The 15,596-nt window shown below is 67.0% G+C and carries 14 protein-coding genes; 10 read left to right on the top strand and 4 right to left on the bottom strand.

The annotated features are described in order from the left end of the window. Nucleotides 1-5: 5 nt before the first annotated feature. Entirely contained in the window at nt 6-791 is a 786-nt protein-coding gene (locus ACZ48C_RS15485; protein WP_464781649.1) for an IclR family transcriptional regulator, read from the bottom strand. Nucleotides 792-1,012: 221 nt separating this feature from the next. Here ACZ48C_RS15485 and ACZ48C_RS15480 point away from each other — a divergent pair, with 221 nt between their 5' ends. The 8 genes from ACZ48C_RS15480 to ACZ48C_RS15445 are packed head-to-tail and all read left to right on the top strand — an operon-like array spanning nt 1,013 to nt 9,173. After that, complete coding sequence (locus ACZ48C_RS15480) at nt 1,013-2,083, top strand: substrate-binding domain-containing protein (protein ID WP_464781648.1); 1,071 nt, start codon at nt 1,013-1,015, stop codon at nt 2,081-2,083. 19 nt (nt 2,084-2,102) lie between these two features. Beyond that, nucleotides 2,103-3,611, top strand: coding sequence for a sugar ABC transporter ATP-binding protein (locus ACZ48C_RS15475; protein ID WP_464781647.1), 1,509 nt, complete (start codon nt 2,103-2,105; stop codon nt 3,609-3,611). Continuing rightward, nucleotides 3,608-4,573 (top strand): ABC transporter permease, encoded by a 966-nt coding sequence (locus ACZ48C_RS15470; protein ID WP_464781646.1) that lies wholly within the window; start codon nt 3,608-3,610, stop codon nt 4,571-4,573. The genes ACZ48C_RS15475 and ACZ48C_RS15470 overlap by 4 nt, the downstream gene beginning before the upstream one ends. Then, the gene (locus tag ACZ48C_RS15465; RefSeq protein WP_415212918.1) at nt 4,570-5,511 is read left to right on the top strand and encodes an ABC transporter permease; all 942 of its coding nucleotides are present in this window, start codon (nt 4,570-4,572) and stop codon (nt 5,509-5,511) included. The genes ACZ48C_RS15470 and ACZ48C_RS15465 overlap by 4 nt, the downstream gene beginning before the upstream one ends. After that, a complete protein-coding gene (locus tag ACZ48C_RS15460; RefSeq protein ID WP_464781645.1) occupies nt 5,508-6,443 on the top strand; it encodes an amidohydrolase family protein in 936 nt (311 codons plus the stop codon). Before ACZ48C_RS15465 ends, ACZ48C_RS15460 begins: the two co-directional genes overlap by 4 nt. After that, nucleotides 6,436-7,746: an alanine racemase gene (locus tag ACZ48C_RS15455; RefSeq protein WP_464781644.1), complete on the top strand. Its 1,311-nt coding sequence runs from the start codon at nt 6,436-6,438 to the stop codon at nt 7,744-7,746. Before ACZ48C_RS15460 ends, ACZ48C_RS15455 begins: the two co-directional genes overlap by 8 nt. Nucleotides 7,747-7,784: 38 nt before the next feature. Continuing rightward, nucleotides 7,785-8,129, top strand: coding sequence for a RidA family protein (locus tag ACZ48C_RS15450; RefSeq protein WP_119257888.1), 345 nt, complete (start codon nt 7,785-7,787; stop codon nt 8,127-8,129). A gap of 30 nt (nt 8,130-8,159) precedes the next feature. Further along, nucleotides 8,160-9,173 (top strand): succinylglutamate desuccinylase/aspartoacylase family protein, encoded by a 1,014-nt coding sequence (locus tag ACZ48C_RS15445; RefSeq protein ID WP_464781643.1) that lies wholly within the window; start codon nt 8,160-8,162, stop codon nt 9,171-9,173. Here the strand turns inward: ACZ48C_RS15445 and ACZ48C_RS15440 are convergent. Continuing rightward, a complete protein-coding gene (locus tag ACZ48C_RS15440; RefSeq protein ID WP_464781642.1) occupies nt 9,163-10,350 on the bottom strand; it encodes a hypothetical protein in 1,188 nt (395 codons plus the stop codon). The genes ACZ48C_RS15445 and ACZ48C_RS15440 overlap by 11 nt on opposite strands. Before the next feature lie 370 nt (nt 10,351-10,720). Here ACZ48C_RS15440 and purU point away from each other — a divergent pair, with 370 nt between their 5' ends. Further along, nucleotides 10,721-11,605 (top strand): formyltetrahydrofolate deformylase, encoded by an 885-nt coding sequence (gene purU, locus ACZ48C_RS15435; RefSeq protein ID WP_119257885.1) that lies wholly within the window; start codon nt 10,721-10,723, stop codon nt 11,603-11,605. 120 nt (nt 11,606-11,725) lie between these two features. Here purU and ACZ48C_RS15430 read toward each other — a convergent pair whose 3' ends face one another. Further along, entirely contained in the window at nt 11,726-13,009 is a 1,284-nt protein-coding gene (locus tag ACZ48C_RS15430) for an NAD(P)/FAD-dependent oxidoreductase (RefSeq protein ID WP_464781641.1), read from the bottom strand. Between the two features lie 123 nt (nt 13,010-13,132). Continuing rightward, nucleotides 13,133-14,026: a LysR family transcriptional regulator gene (locus tag ACZ48C_RS15425; protein ID WP_464781640.1), complete on the bottom strand. Its 894-nt coding sequence runs from the start codon at nt 14,024-14,026 to the stop codon at nt 13,133-13,135. A gap of 170 nt (nt 14,027-14,196) precedes the next feature. Here ACZ48C_RS15425 and hglS point away from each other — a divergent pair, with 170 nt between their 5' ends. Then, on the top strand, nt 14,197-15,594 hold the full coding sequence (hglS, locus tag ACZ48C_RS15420) for a 2-oxoadipate dioxygenase/decarboxylase HglS (RefSeq protein WP_464781639.1): 1,398 nt from the start codon (nt 14,197-14,199) through the stop codon (nt 15,592-15,594). Nucleotides 15,595-15,596 lie beyond the last annotated feature (2 nt).

The raw sequence follows: 15,596 nt of genomic DNA, 5'->3' as shown, positions 1-15,596 counted from the left end.
CCGTATCAGGCGCGCTTCGCCCGTGCCGGCATGTGGCCGAGCGTGGCGGCGGCGTCCTTCAGGCAGGCGAGGTAGCGGTCGCGGTTGGCAAGGCCGTCGGCGCGCGGGGCGACGAGGCAGAGCGTCGCCACGGCATGGCGCTCCTCATCCATGACGGGCACGGCGAAGCAATGGGTGAAGCTGTCGACGATGCTGTTGAAGGTGAAGAAGCCGTCGGCCGCCGATTGCCGCACCTCGGCGAGGAATGCCTGCGGATCGAGCCATTCGCCGCTCGGCAGGCGGAAATCCTCCGGCGGGATGAAGGCGAGGATCTCCGCATCCGTCATATGCGCGACCAGCAGCCGGCCCGAGGCGGTCCACGGGATCGGCACCGACTGGCCCATGTCGGTGGAGATGCGGAAGGGCCGGGCACCCTCGCGCATGCGCACGACCGTATATTTGTTGCCGTCCAGCATGCAGAACTGCGCGGTTTCGCGCGTCTCGTCGGCGAGCCGGTCGAGCGCCGCCTCGCATTCGCGGGTGAAGTCGAAGTGGTTCTCGTAGGCCGCGCCGAGGAAATAGAGCTTGCGGCCGAGATAGACGCGGCCCTCGCCACCGGTGAATTCCAGGATGCCGTTGCGCAAGAGGAGGCTCACCAGCTCGTAGACCGATGAGCGCGGCGCGCCGATCTGCGCGGCGATCTCGTTCGGCTTCAGCGGCTGGCGCTTCTGGCGCAGGAAATCGAGGATCTCGAAGGCCCGGTCGAGCCCTCTCGCCCGCTTGCCGCCTGCTTCGTCCGCAATCGCATCCATGCCTGTTCATCCTCTTTTGTCGCGCCAGCTTGTCACGCCAGCCGCGGCATCTGTCAATCCGCTCGTTTCCGGCCCCTGGCAGGGAAATTTTCGCCCCCCTCTTGCGGGGCGGAAAAATCGGCATAAGATCGCTCCGTCCGCTATAAAGATCACATGTACATTATATTGGACATAAACGGATGGCAAGCCCGTTCCTGCTGCCGCACAAAAAGGGGATCGACATGAACAATTCCAAGCACCGCCCGTCCGCCTCGCTGCGCAGCCGCCTTCTCGCGGGTGCCGCTGCCGCCGCGGCTCTCCTCGTCTTCGGCGCCGGCACGGCGTCGGCCGCCGCCAACTGCATCAAGGGCGATCGCAAGGCGCCCTATACGATTGGCTGGGCCAACATCTATTCGGTGCCGACCTGGATGAAGCAGACCGAAGGCACGATTGCCGCCGAGGTCGAGACGCTGAAGAAGGACGGCCTCGTCAAGGACCTGATGATCACGGACGCGCAGGGCAACGCCCAGACGCAGATCCAGCACATCCAGTCGATGATCGACGCCAATGTCGACGCCATCGTCGTCATCGCCGGCTCGTCGAACGCGCTCGACCGCGTCATCTCGGATGCCTGCGACAAGGGCATCGCCGTGGTGAACTTCGACAGCCTCGTCAACACCGACAAGGTGACGGCGAAGATCAACACCGATTCCAGTGAATGGGGCGCGGGCGCCGCCAAGTGGCTTGCCGACCAGCTCGGCGGCAAGGGCAAGATCATCGTCATGAACGGCCCGGCCGGCATCTCGGTCAGCGACGACCGCCGCAAGGGCGCCCAGCCGGTGCTCGACGCCAATCCGGGCCTCGAGATCATCACCGAGACGAACACGGAATACAATGTCGCCCCGGCGCAGGAGGCGATGACGAGCCTGCTCTTCGCCAATCCGGAGATCGACGGCGTGCTCTCGCTCGGCGGCGCGCTTTCGGCCGGTTCCGTCATGGCCTTCGACCGCCAGGGCCGCGAGCAGGTTCCGATCACCGGCGAGAATGCCCGCCAGTTCCTGGAGCTGTGGAAGGAAAAGGGCCTGAAGGGCTGGGCGACGATGCAGCCGAACTGGCTCGGCGCGCTTTCCGTCTACACGGCCGTGCAGGCGCTGGAAGGCAAGGACGTTCCCGCCTTCATCAAGGTGCCGCTGCCGGTTATCGACGACAGCTCGATCGACAGCTACCTCGCCCGCGCCGACCAGTTCCCGGCCGACGGCTACATCTATTCGGATTACGATCAGGCGCTGTTCGACAAGCTGATCACGCAGTAAACCCGAAGAGGACGCCGTCATGACGGAACCAAGGCCCCTGCTGGAAGCCCGGCAGGTGTTCAAGGGATTTTTCGGCAATCCGGTTCTGAAGGGCGTCGATATCGCCCTTCTGCCGGGCAGGGTTCATGCCCTGCTCGGCGAGAACGGCGCGGGAAAATCCACGCTGATCAATCTGCTGTCCGGCGCTCTCCAGCCGGACAGCGGCACGATTTCCGTCGACGGCAAGCCGGTCGGGCGCTTCAGCCCGGCCGCCGCCCGCGCGGCCGGCATCGCCGTGGTGCAGCAGGAGCTGAGCCTGACGGCCGACCTGTCGATCGCCGAGAATATCGGCCTCGGCGCCTTCCCGCGGCGCTTCGGCCTCATCGACTATGCCGCGCTCCACCGCGGCGTGCGGGAGGTCTGCGACATGGTGGGCCTCACCGAGCCGCTCGACATGCCGGTCGCCGACCTCGCGCTCGGCCGCCGCCAGATGGTGGAGATCGCCAAGGCGCTCTTCCGCAAGCCCCGCGTGCTCATCCTCGACGAGCCGACCTCCTCGCTCTCCGCCCATGAGGCCGGCATCCTCGCCCGCCTCATCGAGACGCTGCGCGACCGCGGCACGGCGCTGCTCTACATTTCCCACCGCCTCAACGAGGTGCAGGCGCTCTGCTCCCACGTCACTGTGCTGAAGGATGGCGGCGTTACCGCCGACCAGTCGCTCGCCGGCATCGACGGGGAGGGGCTGGTGCGCCTGATGGTCGGCCGCGAGACGGGCGATCTCTTCCCGCCGCGCCCCGTTTCCAATCCCGGCGCGCTGCGCATCGGCGTCGAGGGCTTTTCCGCCGGCCTCGTGCGCGACATCGGCTTTTCCGCCCATGCGGGCGAGATCGTCGGCATCGGCGGCCTTGTCGGGCAGGGGCAGGAAGACCTGCTGCTCGGCCTTTACGGCGCGATCCCCGCAAGGGCCGACAAGGCCGAGGTCTCGGGCAGGAACGGTCTGCCCGCCCATGTCGAGGCGGCCAATGCGGCCGGCATCGTCTATGTGCCCGCCGACCGCAAGCACGAGGGGCTGGTGCTGCCGCATTCCATCGCCTCCAATCTCATCCTGCCCTCCCTCGGCCGGCTTGCGCGCGGGGGCCTGCGCGACAGGGCTGCGGAAACCGGGCTGATCGCCGATCTCGCCCGCCGGCTCACCATCAAGGGCGACGTCGCCCGCCCGGTGCAGGCGCTTTCGGGCGGCAACCAGCAGAAGGTGGCGCTCGCCAAGTGGCTGCCGCTCGACCCGTCCGTGCTGCTGCTCAACGATCCGACGCGCGGCGTCGACATCGAGACCAAGCGCGAGATCTACCTCATGCTGCGCGCCTTCGCCGCCGAGGGCCGGCTCGTCATCCTCGCAAGCTCCGATACGCCCGAGCTCGTGCATCTGTGCGACCGCGTCGTGGTGCTGCGTGAGGGCCGCGTCGCGGCGACGCTGTCGGGCGACGCCATCAGTGAAGAGGCCATCGTCGGCGCGGCCATGGGCATCGACAGAAAGGGAGCGGCCGCATGAGCGCTGTTTCGTCCTCCGGCTGGTTCTACGGCGCCGTCCAGCGCCGCCGCAACCGCGGCCTTGGCGGCCTCTATCTCGTCGTCGCCGCCTTCCTCATCCTTTATGCCGTGCTCTTTCCGGGCATCCTTTCCGTCGGCGGCTTCTCCAAGTTCACGCAGAACTGGTTTCCGCTGGCGCTCGTCACCATGGCGCAGGCGCTCCTGATGCTGAACGGCGGCATCACGCTCGCCATCGGCCCGCTCGTCAGCCTCGGCGCGGTCATCGCCGCGACCACCATGGAGGGCGTCCTCGGCGTGCCGGGCGGCTTCCTCGCCGTTGCCCTCACCGGCCTTGCCATCGGCGCCGTCACCGGGGCCATCGTCGCGCATCTGCGCCTGCCGGCGATCATCGTGACGCTGGCCGGTTCCTTCATCATCACCGGCGTCGCGCTGATCCTCCTGCCGCGCCCGGGCGGCTTCATTCCCGGCTGGCTTTCGACGACGCTCGCCGGCCACACGCCGGTCGCCTTCCTGCTGCTCGTCGTCATCCTCGTGCTCTGGAAGGCGTTTCTGGCAACGCCGCTCGGCCTCGGCATCTATGCGGCGGGCGACAATCCCGTCGGCGCCTTCCGCTCCGGCGTTCCGGTCGAACGGGTGAAGATCGTCTCCTTCGCGCTTTCCGGCCTGCTGGCGGCGCTGGCCGGCCTCTTCGTCGCGGCGCAGACCGGCTCGGGCGATCCGGTCATCGGCAATCCCTTCACGCTGAACTCGATTGCCGCGGCCGTGCTCGGCGGCGTCGGCTTCCTCGGCGGCAAGGGCACGATGCGCGGGGCGATCTGCGGCAGCCTGCTGCTCTCCGTCATGATCAACGTGATGTTCTTCCTCGGCTTCCCGCCCGTCGCGCAATATGTCGCGCAGGGCCTGATCATCGTCGGCGCCGTCGCGGTGCCGGAACTTCTCGGCGTCTGGAGGGCAAGGCGATGAATGCTGTGCGATCCCTGTTTCGCAACCCGCCGCTCCTGACCTTCGTGCTGGTCGCGCTCGTCTGGCTCGTCGCCGGCCTCACGCTGCGCGGCTTCGGCGCCTACGGGCACCTGCGCTACCTTCTGGAGCTTGCCGCCGTCATCGGCATCGCGGCGGCCGGCCAAACGCTCGTCATCCTGATGGGCGGCATCGACCTTTCGGTCGGCGCGGTCATCACCGTCACGGCGATCCTCCTGCCGCTGATCTCCCCCGCCTGGGACCCGACGGGCCTCGTCGGCATCGTCCTGGCGCTGGCGATTGCCGCCGGCATCGGCTTCCTCAACGGCGCGGGGGCAGCTTATCTCCGCGTGCCGCCGATCATCATGACGCTCGCCATGGCGACCTTCCTGCAGGGCCTGCTCGTCATCGTCGCCGGCGGCAGTGCGGTCACGGTCAGCAATCCGGCGGTCATCCTGCTCGGGCAAGCCCGGCCGCTCGGCGTTCCCGCCGGCGTGATCCTCTGGGTCGTCGTCTCGGCCGGCGTGCTGCTGCTCATTCACCGCATGCCCATCGGCGCGCGCTTCCTCGCCCTCGGGGCCAATCCGCTGGCGACGCGGCTTTCCGGCGTCAGCGTCACGCGCAACACGCTGATCCTTTATGCTCTCTCGGGCTTCTTCGCGGGCCTTGCCGGCATCCTGGTGCTCGGCATGAACCGGCAGGGCTATGTCGGCATCGGCGATCCCTATCTCCTGACGTCGATCGCGGCCGTCGTGCTCGGCGGCACCTCCATCCTCGGCGGGCGCGGCACCTATGCCGGCACCATTCCGGGCGCGATCCTGCTCGTCACCACGACGGCGCTGATCACGGTGGTCAATGCCTCGCCCGGCTGGCGCTCGATCATGTTCGGCACGCTGATCCTCGCGCTGCTGCTCATTTCCGGCCGCGAGGCGCGGCGATGACGGTGCGTTACGGCGGGCCGGTCATCGACCCGCATCACCATCTCTGGGACCTGTCGCTCGGGCGTCACCCCTGGCTGGAAAAGGCGCGGGCGACCGGCGGCGAGATGGTCTATGGCAGCCTCGCGCCGATCCTGAAGGACTACGGCATCGCCGAATATCGCGCCGATGCCGCGCGGCAGGACATCGTCGCCACGGTGCATGTCGAAGCCGGCTGGTCGGACGCGCATCCGCTGGAGGAAAGCCGCTGGCTGGACGGGCTCGACCGCTCCTGCGGCATCGCGCGGCGCTATGTCGCCCGCGTCCCCCTCGACAGTCCCGATGTCATCCGCCTGCTCGAGGAGGAGGCGGCCAATCCGAACGTCGTCGGCATCCGCGATATCGTGAGCTGGCACCCGGAGCCGGCAAAGAGCTTTGCGCCTCTTCCGCATCGCATGGCCGACCCTGCCTGGCGCCGGGGGCTTGCCCATCTCGCCCGCCTGGGCCTCGTCTTCGACCTGATGCTCTATCCCTGGCAGATGGACGAGGCGGTCGATCTCGTGCGCGCCTTTCCCGACACGCTCTTCGCGCTCGACCATGCCGGCAGCCCGGCCGACCGCAGCGAGGCGGGCATGGCGCTCTGGAGGAGCGGCCTGCGGGCGCTCGGCCGCGAGCCGAACGTGCGGCTGAAGATTTCCGACCTCGTCGCCTATGACAATGACTGGACGCAGGAAAGCCTGCGGCCGGTCATCGAGCACGGGCTCGACTGCTTCGGACCGGCGCGCGCGATGTTCGCCAGCGATTTCCCCGTGGCCGGCTTGCATGCCTCCTTCGACGAGGTCTACGAGGTCTTCCGCACCGTCGCCGCGCCGCTTTCGCTCGACGAGCAGCGCGCCCTTTTCTTCACGACCGCCAACGAGACCTACCGCCTCGGGATGGGAGAACACCATGTCTGACCTTCACGCCGCCACCGACAATCCGCTGATCGACGACCGCATCCGCGGCTTTCCGCCGGGCCATGCGCCGCTTGCGCTCGATGCCATCGGCAGGCAGGGCTGGAAGCCCTTCGACGGCAATATGGCGCTGCCGCTGATCTCGCTCGACCGGCAGGCCTTCGCCGCCAATGTCGACCTGATGATGGCCTATGTGAAAGGCCAGGGCGTCGAGATCGCCCCGCATGCCAAGACGCCGATGTCGACGGCGATTTCCGGCGCGCTGCTGGCCGCGGGCGCGTGGGGCACGACCGTCGCCGATATCCGCCAGGCCGCCGTGCTGCTGAAGGCCGGCCAGCGCCGGCTCATGCTTGCCAACGAGATCGGCGGCCTTGCCGCCGCCCGCCGCCTTGCCGCGCTGCTCGCCGGCTATCCGACAGCGGAGATACATATATTCGTCGATTCGCTTCCGCTTGCCGAGGCGCTGCGCACGGCCTGGCAGGAGCGCGGCGACCTGCCGCCGCTCGGCCTTCTCGTCGAGTTCGGCGCCGGCCGCGCCGGTGCGCGCAGCGCCGAGGCCGCCGGGGCGATCCTCGATGCGATCCTTGCGGCGGAAACGCCAACCTTCCGGCTGACCGGCATCGCCGCCTATGAGGGCGCCGCCGCGACCGCCGACGCCGACGAGACGCTCAGCCGGATCGACGGCCTGATGCGGCTCACGGCGGATTTCCTGCCGAAGGTGCGTTCTCGCATCGGCAACGAACGGCCGCTCTTGGTGACGGCGGGCGGTTCGGTCTTCTTCGACCGGGTCGTCGCCGGGCTTGCCGCCGCCGTCAAGGCCGATCCCGATTGCCGGCTGGTGCTGCGCTGCGGGGCGATCTTCTTCCACGACCACGGCATCTACGAGCGCGGCCTTGCCGGCCTTGATGCGCGCGGCGGCTTCCGTATCGGCGAGGAGACCGTGTCGGCCTCCGGGGGCTTCCAGCCGGCGCTCAGGGTCTGGGCGGAGGTGCTGTCGCATCCCGAGCCGGGTCTTGCGATCTGCGGCATGGGCCTTCGCGACGTCGCCATCGACCAGGGCTTGCCGCGGCCGCTGGCGCTTTACCGGAACGGCGCGCTGCTTGGCGATTTCACCGGCGCCGAGGTGCTGCGCCTCAACGACCAGCACGCTTTCGTCGCCCTGCCGGGGGCAAGCGACGTTGCCATCGGCGACGTGGTCGAGTTCGGCATCTCGCATCCCTGCACCTGCCTCGACCGGCACGCCATCCTCTACGGCCTCGACCCGGACCATACGGTGACGGCCGCCTATCTCACCAGCTTCGGCTGATCCTCCCCAAGCAAGCATAGAGAAAAGGAAAACACGCGATGATCCAGCGTTACCAGAAGGGTTCGCGCATGAGCCAGGCCGTCAGCTATGGTGGTCTCGTCTACATTGCCGGCCAGGTCGCCGAAGACCGCAAGGCCGGCATCGAAGCCCAGACGCAGGACGTGCTCGGCAAGATCGACGCCCTTCTGAAGGAAGCCGGCACGGATCGCTCGAAGCTCCTCGCCGTCAATGTCTTCCTGCCGGCGATCGTGGATTTTGATGCGATGAACGGTGTCTATGACGCGTGGATCGATCCGGCCAATCCGCCGGCCCGCGCCTGCGTCGAGGCCCGCCTTGCCGATCCCGACCTCCGCGTCGAAATGACCGCCGTCGCCGCCCTCTGAGGGCGGCCCCTGCCCGGACTGGAGACCCCCATGCACAGCGGACTTGTCAACCCGATCGATTTCGCGCTGGACGGCCGACAGGCCGGGCATCTCGCCATTCCCTATTCGGTCGACCGCTCGCCCTATTACCAGATCCGCATCCCGATCCTGCGCCTGAAGAACGGCGCGGGACCGAGCCTTCTGCTGATGGCGGGCAACCATGGCGACGAATATGAGGGCGAGCTCCAGCTCGGGCGGCTGATGCGGCTTCTCGATGCCGCGAAGATCCGCGGCGCTGTCACCATCCTGCCGATGGCGAACCTGCCGGCGGTGATGGCGGCCAAACGCTGCTCGCCCTTCGACGGCGGCAATCTCAATCGTGCCTTTCCGGGCGATCCCGCCGGCACGCCGACGGCGCGGCTGGCGCATTTCCTCGAGCACACGCTGTTCCCGCAGCACGATGCGGTGCTCGACCTCCATTCCGGCGGCACCTCCATGGCGCATCTGGCCTGCACGCTCATCGAGCGGCAGGCCGATGCCGCGCGTTTCGAGCGCTCGCTCGACCTGATACGGGCGATGGGCGCGGCCCATGCCTTCATTGCCGACAACGGACCGGCGGCGCCGACCTCGATGGGCGCGGCCGGCCGGGCCGGCACGATCGGCCTTTCCGGCGAATTCGGCGGCGGCGGAACGGTGACGCCGGACAGCATGGCCTTCACGGCGGGCGCCATCGACCGGCTGCTCCTGGTGCTCGGTATCGTCGAAAAGCCCGTCCTGTCGCGGCAGGTCCTGCCCGCGCCGCCCGCGTTGCAGCTTCTCTCGCTGTCGCGGCACAGCCAGGGCATCTATGCCAGCCGGCGCGGCTGGTTCGAGCCGGCCGTTGCGCTCGGCGCGCATGTCGCCGCCGGCGACCTTGCCGGCTGGTATCACGATCTGGAGCGGCTGGATGACGGCGAGGAGGCGCTGCGCTTTGCCGAGGGCGGCATCGTCATCTCCCACCGGCTGCATACGGACAGCCAGGCCGGCGACTGCCTGATCCAGGTGGCCGAGCCGATCAGCGGCTGATCGCCGCCACCGCCTCGCCCACCCAGTCGAGGCGTTTGGCCGGAATGAGCCCGTAATTGTAGAAATTGACGCCGTCGACGCCCGCTTCGACGGCGTTTTTCACGCGCGCCGTCAGGATGTCCGGGCCGTCGACCTCGGGATAGAAGACGCGAAGGCCGAGCCCGAGGAACTTGTCCGGCCCGAGCAGCGCCCGGCCGGTGCGGATGACCTCGCCGACGGCCTCGGGCGTCATGTCGTAGCAGCAGAGGATCGCCCCGTCACAGAGCCTGCCGACGGCGGCAAGATCGACGCCGCCGAGCCAGCCGTCCTTGAGGTCGATCAGCACGATGCGCGTCGCCGGGTCGGCGGCGGCCCTGATCTCGCCGATCAGGCTCGTCACCGGCTCGCTGCGCCAGGCAAGGAAGGCGTGAAGCTCGGGATGGGCGCGGAAGGCGTCGATGCCGGCTTCCGGGAAATCGGGGAACTGCCGCTCCGGCACGGCGCGCTCGCAAAGCTCGGCGATGAAGCGGGCGACCGTCCTGCGCGCGCCCTCCACCGGCACGCCGGCCTTTTCGGCCCGCGCGGTGCAATGGTCGCAGAAGCAGAGCGAGAGCAGGAAGTCGTCCTCGGCATTGAGGCCGACGCCGTCCTTCTCGTGGTGGTATTCATGGGCAAAGCCCATGAAGTTCGGGCTCTCCAGCTCCAGCATGTCGGGCTTGTGGTTCGTCGTGATGTCGCGGACGAGCGTCACGACATAGTCGCGCGCGGCGGGGCTGGAGGGGCAGAGATTGTAGTAGTTGGCATTGCCGAAGGCGTTGCGGGTCACATGCCCGGGATGCAGCATGCCGAGCCGGCTGTTGTGCAGGCAGACCGTCCAGCAGGAGACCTTGAGGCCGGTCTGCGCCCGTGCCTTGGTCAGCGCCTCCAGCATGTCGCCGCGCTCGGCGACGTTTTCGGCCATCAGCGGGCGGATCGTCTTGTCCTGCCAGAGGCTTTCGTCCGGCCGGAAATAGACCGTGCCGTCCTCCGGGAAATAGGCCTTCTGCTGCGGGCTGCGCGGTTGAAGGAAGCGGCCGGCATGGTAGGAGGTGGCCATGCTGACCGTGTTCAGCCCGGCGCGGCCGGCAAGATCGGCGGCGAGCGCCTCCAGTCCCTGGTCCTGGATGTCCCAGGGATAGGTCCACATGGAAAGATGCATGGCGTGCTCCCGTCTATTCTGTCCATTTTATAGAACATATGTCCATAATAGTGTCCATATGGATTTTTGCCCGGAAAGGGCCGGGCTTGCATTTGTGCAAGAAAGCGCCGCCTTCGCCCTTCAGGCGGGATCACGCGGAGCGGGCCGGAACGGCGGCGGGGCGGCTTCGGGCGGGCCTGCTGGCATTTTCGACGCATTGGATGTCGCGAACCGGAGGGATTCCTTGCAAGAGCAGGCGTAGCTTTCCGCCATTGCAGGGGCTTGCGCTGCCGCGAGCGGCCTGAAATATGCACCGAGCCGTTCACGCGGCCGCAAAAAAGGGGATCGCCGGCGCCTGCCCGCAGCACCGGCCGAACGCGAGATGAGACCGATGAAAAGCTATGTGCTGACCGTAACCTGCCAATCGACCCGCGGCATCGTCGCCGCGATCACCGGCTACCTGGCCGAGAAGGAATGCAATATCGTGGATTCGTCGCAGTTCGACGACCTCGAGACGGGCCTGTTCTTCATGCGCCTCACCTTCACCAGCGAGGGCGGCGCGACGCAGGACGATATCGATGCCGGCTTCGCCCCGATCTCCAAGAAATTCGCGATGGTCCACCGGTTCCACAACAGCGACGAGCGCATGAAGGTGCTGCTCATGGTCTCGCGCTTCGGCCATTGCCTCAACGACCTGCTCTACCGCTGGAAGATCGGCGCGCTGCCGATCGACATCGTCGGCGTCGTCTCCAATCATTTCGATTACCAGAAGGTCATCGTCAACCACGATATCCCCTTCCATCACGTCAAGGTGACGAAGGAGAACAAGCCGCAGGCCGAGGCGCGGCTGATGGAAGTGGTCGAGCAGTCCGGTGCCGAGCTGATCGTGCTCGCCCGCTACATGCAGGTCCTGTCGGATGCCGTCTGCAAGAAGATGTCGGGCCGCATCATCAATATCCACCACTCGTTCCTGCCGTCCTTCAAGGGGGCCAACCCCTACAAGCAGGCCTTCGAGCGCGGCGTGAAGCTGATCGGCGCGACGGCGCATTACGTCACCGAGGATCTCGACGAGGGTCCGATCATCGAGCAGGACGTCGCGCGCATCACGCATGCGCAGTCGGCGGACGACTATGTCTCGATCGGCCGCGACGTGGAGAGCCAGGTGCTTGCCCGCGCCGTGCACGCCCATATCCACCACAGGGTCTTCATGAACGGCAACAAGACCATCGTCTTCCCGCCGAGCCCGGGCTCCTACAAGTCCGAGCGCATGGGCTGAAACGATAAAAGGCCGGCGAAACGCCGGCCTTTCTGTTTGCAGTGCCTCGGGCGGCTTTCGCCTGGAAGTTTCGCCGCATTTCCGAACGCAAAACCGCTTCGCACTTTTGCTGGAAATGCTCTAGAGGCGCGCGCCGGCGAAATGGGCGATCTGCGCGCCGAGTTCGTAATAGCCTTCGCGCACCGTGCGGAAGGACTGGGCCTCGGGCTCGCTGACGGGCAGCGGCAGGTCCATTTCGGCGATCTCGCCGGCAATGAGCTGGGCGAGGGTGCGGCCGAAGACCGTGCCGGGCGCGATGCCGCGGCCGTTATAGCCGGAAAAGCCGATGACGTTTTCGGCAAGGCGGTGGAAGCGCGGCAGGCTGTCGGAGGTCATGCCGATCTTGCCGTACCATTCCGCCTCGAAGGCGACGTCGCCGATCGCCGGGAACAGCTTCTTCAGGGCGCGGCGCGCCCAGGCCTTGTGGATGCCGGTGCCGGTGCCGCGCAGCGCGCCGACGCTGCCGAAGACGAGCCGGCCGCGCTTGTCGAAGCGGAAGGAGGAGAGGACTTCCTTCGTGTCCCATGCGCCCTGCTTTTCCGGCAGGATCTTCGCCTGCATCTCCGGCGAGAGTGGCACGGTGGCGAAGTTGAAATAGGGAAGATGCACGAGCTCGGTGCGAACCTCGTTCCACGGGGCGACCGTATAGGCGTTGGTGGCGACGACCACCCAGTCCGCCGTGACCGTGCCGCGCGTTGTCTTGACCGTCCAGCGCTTGCCGTTCCGCTCTGCGCCCGTCACCGGGCTGCCGGTGAAGACCTTCGCACCGGCGGCGATGGCGGCGCGGGCAAGGCCGCGCACATAGGCGAGCGGCTGGATCGTGCCGGCGCGCAGGTCGAGCAGCGAGCCGGCATAGGCGTCCGTGCCGACCTTCACCGCCGTCTCGGCGGCGTCGAGCAGGCGCACCGGGGCGCCGCGGCGGGCCCATTGCTCGGCGCGCTGCTTGAGTTCGTCGAAGCCGGACTGGCCGACGGCGCAGTGCAGCGTGCCGACGGGATTGATCTCGCAATCGATGGCGTGCTTCTCGACGAGGTCGAAGACGAGGCGGGGCGCATTGCCGAGCACTTCGAGCAGGCGGCTGCCATAGACGTCGCCGAGCACGCCGGGCAGTTCGTCGGGCATCACCCACATGCCGGCATTGACGAGGCCGACATTGCGGCCCGAGCCGCCATAGCCGATTTCCGCCCCTTCGAGCACGACGACGCGCGTGCCGCGCTCGGCGAGGTGAAGGGCGGTCGAAAAGCCGGTGAAGCCGCCGCCGACAATGACGACATCCGCCTCGGTCGAGCCGGAAAAGGCCGTGGTTTCGGGAGCGGGCGGGGCAGTCATCTCCCAAAGGCCATGGGAGCGCGGATCGTTGAGCATGGTGGTGTGTCTTTTAAAGGAGGAAGATCTTCCCTCGCACAATCGGCCAAGTGCCACCATGACTAAAGCAAAAAATGCGAACGGGGTCATGCCCCCGCCGCATCAAGCCGTTCCGCAGGTCCCTCAGGGAACCTCCTTGGCGATCCAGACGCGAAAGGCCTGGCTCAGCGGGTTTTCGAGCTTTCCCTCGGGCACGACGAGATAATAGCTGTTCTCGGTCTGCATCGGGCGGTCGAAGACGACGGCGAGGCGGCCGTTCTCCAGCTCCTGTTCGATGAGATATTTCGGCAGCAGCGCGAAGCCGAGGCCGGCGACGGCCGATTCGATGACCATGGCGAACTGGTCGAAGCGGTGGCCGCGATAGGCGGTGTCGGCCGAGCCGCCATTCAACTCGAACCATTGCGCCCAGAGTTTCGGGCGGGTCGCGAGATGCAGCAGCGGCGCCTTCTCCAGATCCTTCGGCTCGGCAAGGCTCCAGGATTTCAGGAGTTCGGGACTTGCGGCCGGCAGAATCTCCTCGCTGCAAAGATAGGAGCAGGCCGCGCGGGCCCAGACGGGCTGGCCGTAATGGATCGCGAGGTCGAAATTCTCCTCGTCGAAATCGAACGGCGCCGAGCGGGAGGCGATGTTGATGATCGTGCCGGGATTTTCGGCGAGGAAACCCGGAATGCGCGGCGTCAGCCAGCGGCTGCCGAAGGTCGGCAGCGTGGCGATGGCGAGGCTGTGCTCGGAGGAGGCCGATGCCATGGCGCGCAGCATGGTCTCTTCCGTCTGGTGCAGCAGCTTGCGCACTTCCGGCAGGAAGCGGCGGCCGTCGTCGGACAGCACGACGCGCTGGCGCACGCGCTCGAAGAGCAGAACGCCGAGCTGTTCCTCGAGATCCTTGATCTGGCGGCTGACGGCGCTCTGGGTGAGATTCAGCTCATGCGCCGCCTGCGTGAAGCTGCCGTGGCGGGCAGCGCATTCGAACGCTTGCAGCGTGGTGACGTCCGGGATCAGCCTGCGACTGAGCTTCATTCATTCCTCGCATCAACATAGTCAGAACGGTCGCAATCGCTTGGAGAAACGATCCGGTATTATCCGTTTTGAGAATGATCAGGGCCTCCCACCCTTCTAAAGCAATTTCCGGAAAAGTGTGAGCGCTTTTCCGGCGGAAATTGCGCAACCATGAGACGAGACTGTTCGCCATGAAAGCAAATGCACAGGTTTCTGCCGACAAGATCCGCGCGGATTTCTCTGCCGCCATGTCCGCCATGTATCGCGACGAGGTTCCGGCCTATGGCACGCTGATGTCGCTGGTCGCCGATGTGAACGCGGAGACGCTCGCCGCCGACCCGCATCTGAAGGCGCGTCTCGACGCGACGGATTCGCTGGAGCGTATTTCCGAGGAGCGCCACGGCGCCATCCGTCTCGGCACGCCGGCAGAGCTTTCCATGATGCGCCGCGTCTTCGCCGTCATGGGCATGTTCCCGGTCGGCTACTACGATCTCTCCATGGCCGGCGTGCCGGTCCATTCCACCGCCTTCCGCCCGGTCGGCGCGGAAAGCCTCAGCCGCAACCCGTTCCGTGTCTTCACCTCGCTGCTGCGCCTCGATCTCATCGCCGATGCCGCGCTGCGCGAGGAAGCGGCCGCGGTTCTGGCGGCCCGGAAAATCTTCACCGACGAGGCGGTTGCGCTGGTCGAAAAGGCCGAGCGCGACGGCGGCCTCAATGCGGTCGATGCCGCCCGTCTCGTCGCGGAAGTGCTGGAAACCTTCCGCTGGCACGACCACGCCATCGTCAGCGCCGACATGTACAGGCGCCTGCACGACGCGCACCGGCTGGTCGCCGATGTCGTCTCCTTCAAGGGCCCGCACATCAACCACCTGACGCCGCGCACGCTCGACATCGACAAGGTGCAGGCGCGTATGCCGGAAGAGGGCATCGCCCCCAAGGCCGTCGTCGAGGGTCCGCCGACCCGCAAGTGCCCGATCCTTCTGCGCCAGACCTCGTTCAAGGCGCTGGAAGAGGCCGTTTCCTTTATCGGTGAGGACGGACGCTGGCAGGAAGGCTCGCACACCGCCCGCTTCGGCGAGATCGAGCAGCGCGGCGTGGCGCTGACGCCGAAGGGCCGCGCGCTCTACGACCAGCTGTTGAACGAGACCCGCGCCCGCGTGCGCCCGGCCGCCGACGGCTCCAATGCCGGCGAATACGAGGCGGCGCTCGCCGACGTGTTCAAGGCCTTCCCGGACGACTGGGACGGCATCCGCAAGGCGGGCCTCGGCTATTTCCGCTATTCGCTGACGGAGAAGGGCATGTCCGTCACCGGTCGCAACGCCGATCTGGAAACCGCCATCGAAGCTGGCCTCATCCAGTTCGACCCGATCGTCTACGAAGATTTCCTGCCGGTCAGCGCCGCGGGTATCTTCCAGTCGAACCTCGGCGACGATGCGACGCAGGACTTCGTCGCAAGCCCCAACCAGGTGATGTTCGAGCGCGATCTCGGCGGCGCGGTGCTCGATGAATTCGCACATTATGCCGGCATCCAGCGCGCCTCGCTTGAAATGTGCCTCGGCATCGTCAACATGGCGGCCGCCGCGGAATAATG

Source organism: Shinella sp. 1A1, from assembly GCF_055379515.1.
This window is presented reverse-complemented; position numbering and strand designations above follow the sequence as displayed.

Coding starts and splice junctions, on each gene's coding strand:
- ACZ48C_RS15485 (WP_464781649.1), bottom strand. CDS start 791: ATGGATGCGATTGCGGACGAAGCAGGCGGCAAGCGGGCGAGAGGGCTC.
- ACZ48C_RS15480 (WP_464781648.1), top strand. CDS start 1,013: ATGAACAATTCCAAGCACCGCCCGTCCGCCTCGCTGCGCAGCCGCCTT.
- ACZ48C_RS15475 (WP_464781647.1), top strand. CDS start 2,103: ATGACGGAACCAAGGCCCCTGCTGGAAGCCCGGCAGGTGTTCAAGGGA.
- ACZ48C_RS15470 (WP_464781646.1), top strand. CDS start 3,608: ATGAGCGCTGTTTCGTCCTCCGGCTGGTTCTACGGCGCCGTCCAGCGC.
- ACZ48C_RS15465 (WP_415212918.1), top strand. CDS start 4,570: ATGAATGCTGTGCGATCCCTGTTTCGCAACCCGCCGCTCCTGACCTTC.
- ACZ48C_RS15460 (WP_464781645.1), top strand. CDS start 5,508: ATGACGGTGCGTTACGGCGGGCCGGTCATCGACCCGCATCACCATCTC.
- ACZ48C_RS15455 (WP_464781644.1), top strand. CDS start 6,436: ATGTCTGACCTTCACGCCGCCACCGACAATCCGCTGATCGACGACCGC.
- ACZ48C_RS15450 (WP_119257888.1), top strand. CDS start 7,785: ATGATCCAGCGTTACCAGAAGGGTTCGCGCATGAGCCAGGCCGTCAGC.
- ACZ48C_RS15445 (WP_464781643.1), top strand. CDS start 8,160: ATGCACAGCGGACTTGTCAACCCGATCGATTTCGCGCTGGACGGCCGA.
- ACZ48C_RS15440 (WP_464781642.1), bottom strand. CDS start 10,350: ATGCATCTTTCCATGTGGACCTATCCCTGGGACATCCAGGACCAGGGA.
- purU (WP_119257885.1), top strand. CDS start 10,721: ATGAAAAGCTATGTGCTGACCGTAACCTGCCAATCGACCCGCGGCATC.
- ACZ48C_RS15430 (WP_464781641.1), bottom strand. CDS start 13,009: ATGCTCAACGATCCGCGCTCCCATGGCCTTTGGGAGATGACTGCCCCG.
- ACZ48C_RS15425 (WP_464781640.1), bottom strand. CDS start 14,026: ATGAAGCTCAGTCGCAGGCTGATCCCGGACGTCACCACGCTGCAAGCG.
- hglS (WP_464781639.1), top strand. CDS start 14,197: ATGAAAGCAAATGCACAGGTTTCTGCCGACAAGATCCGCGCGGATTTC.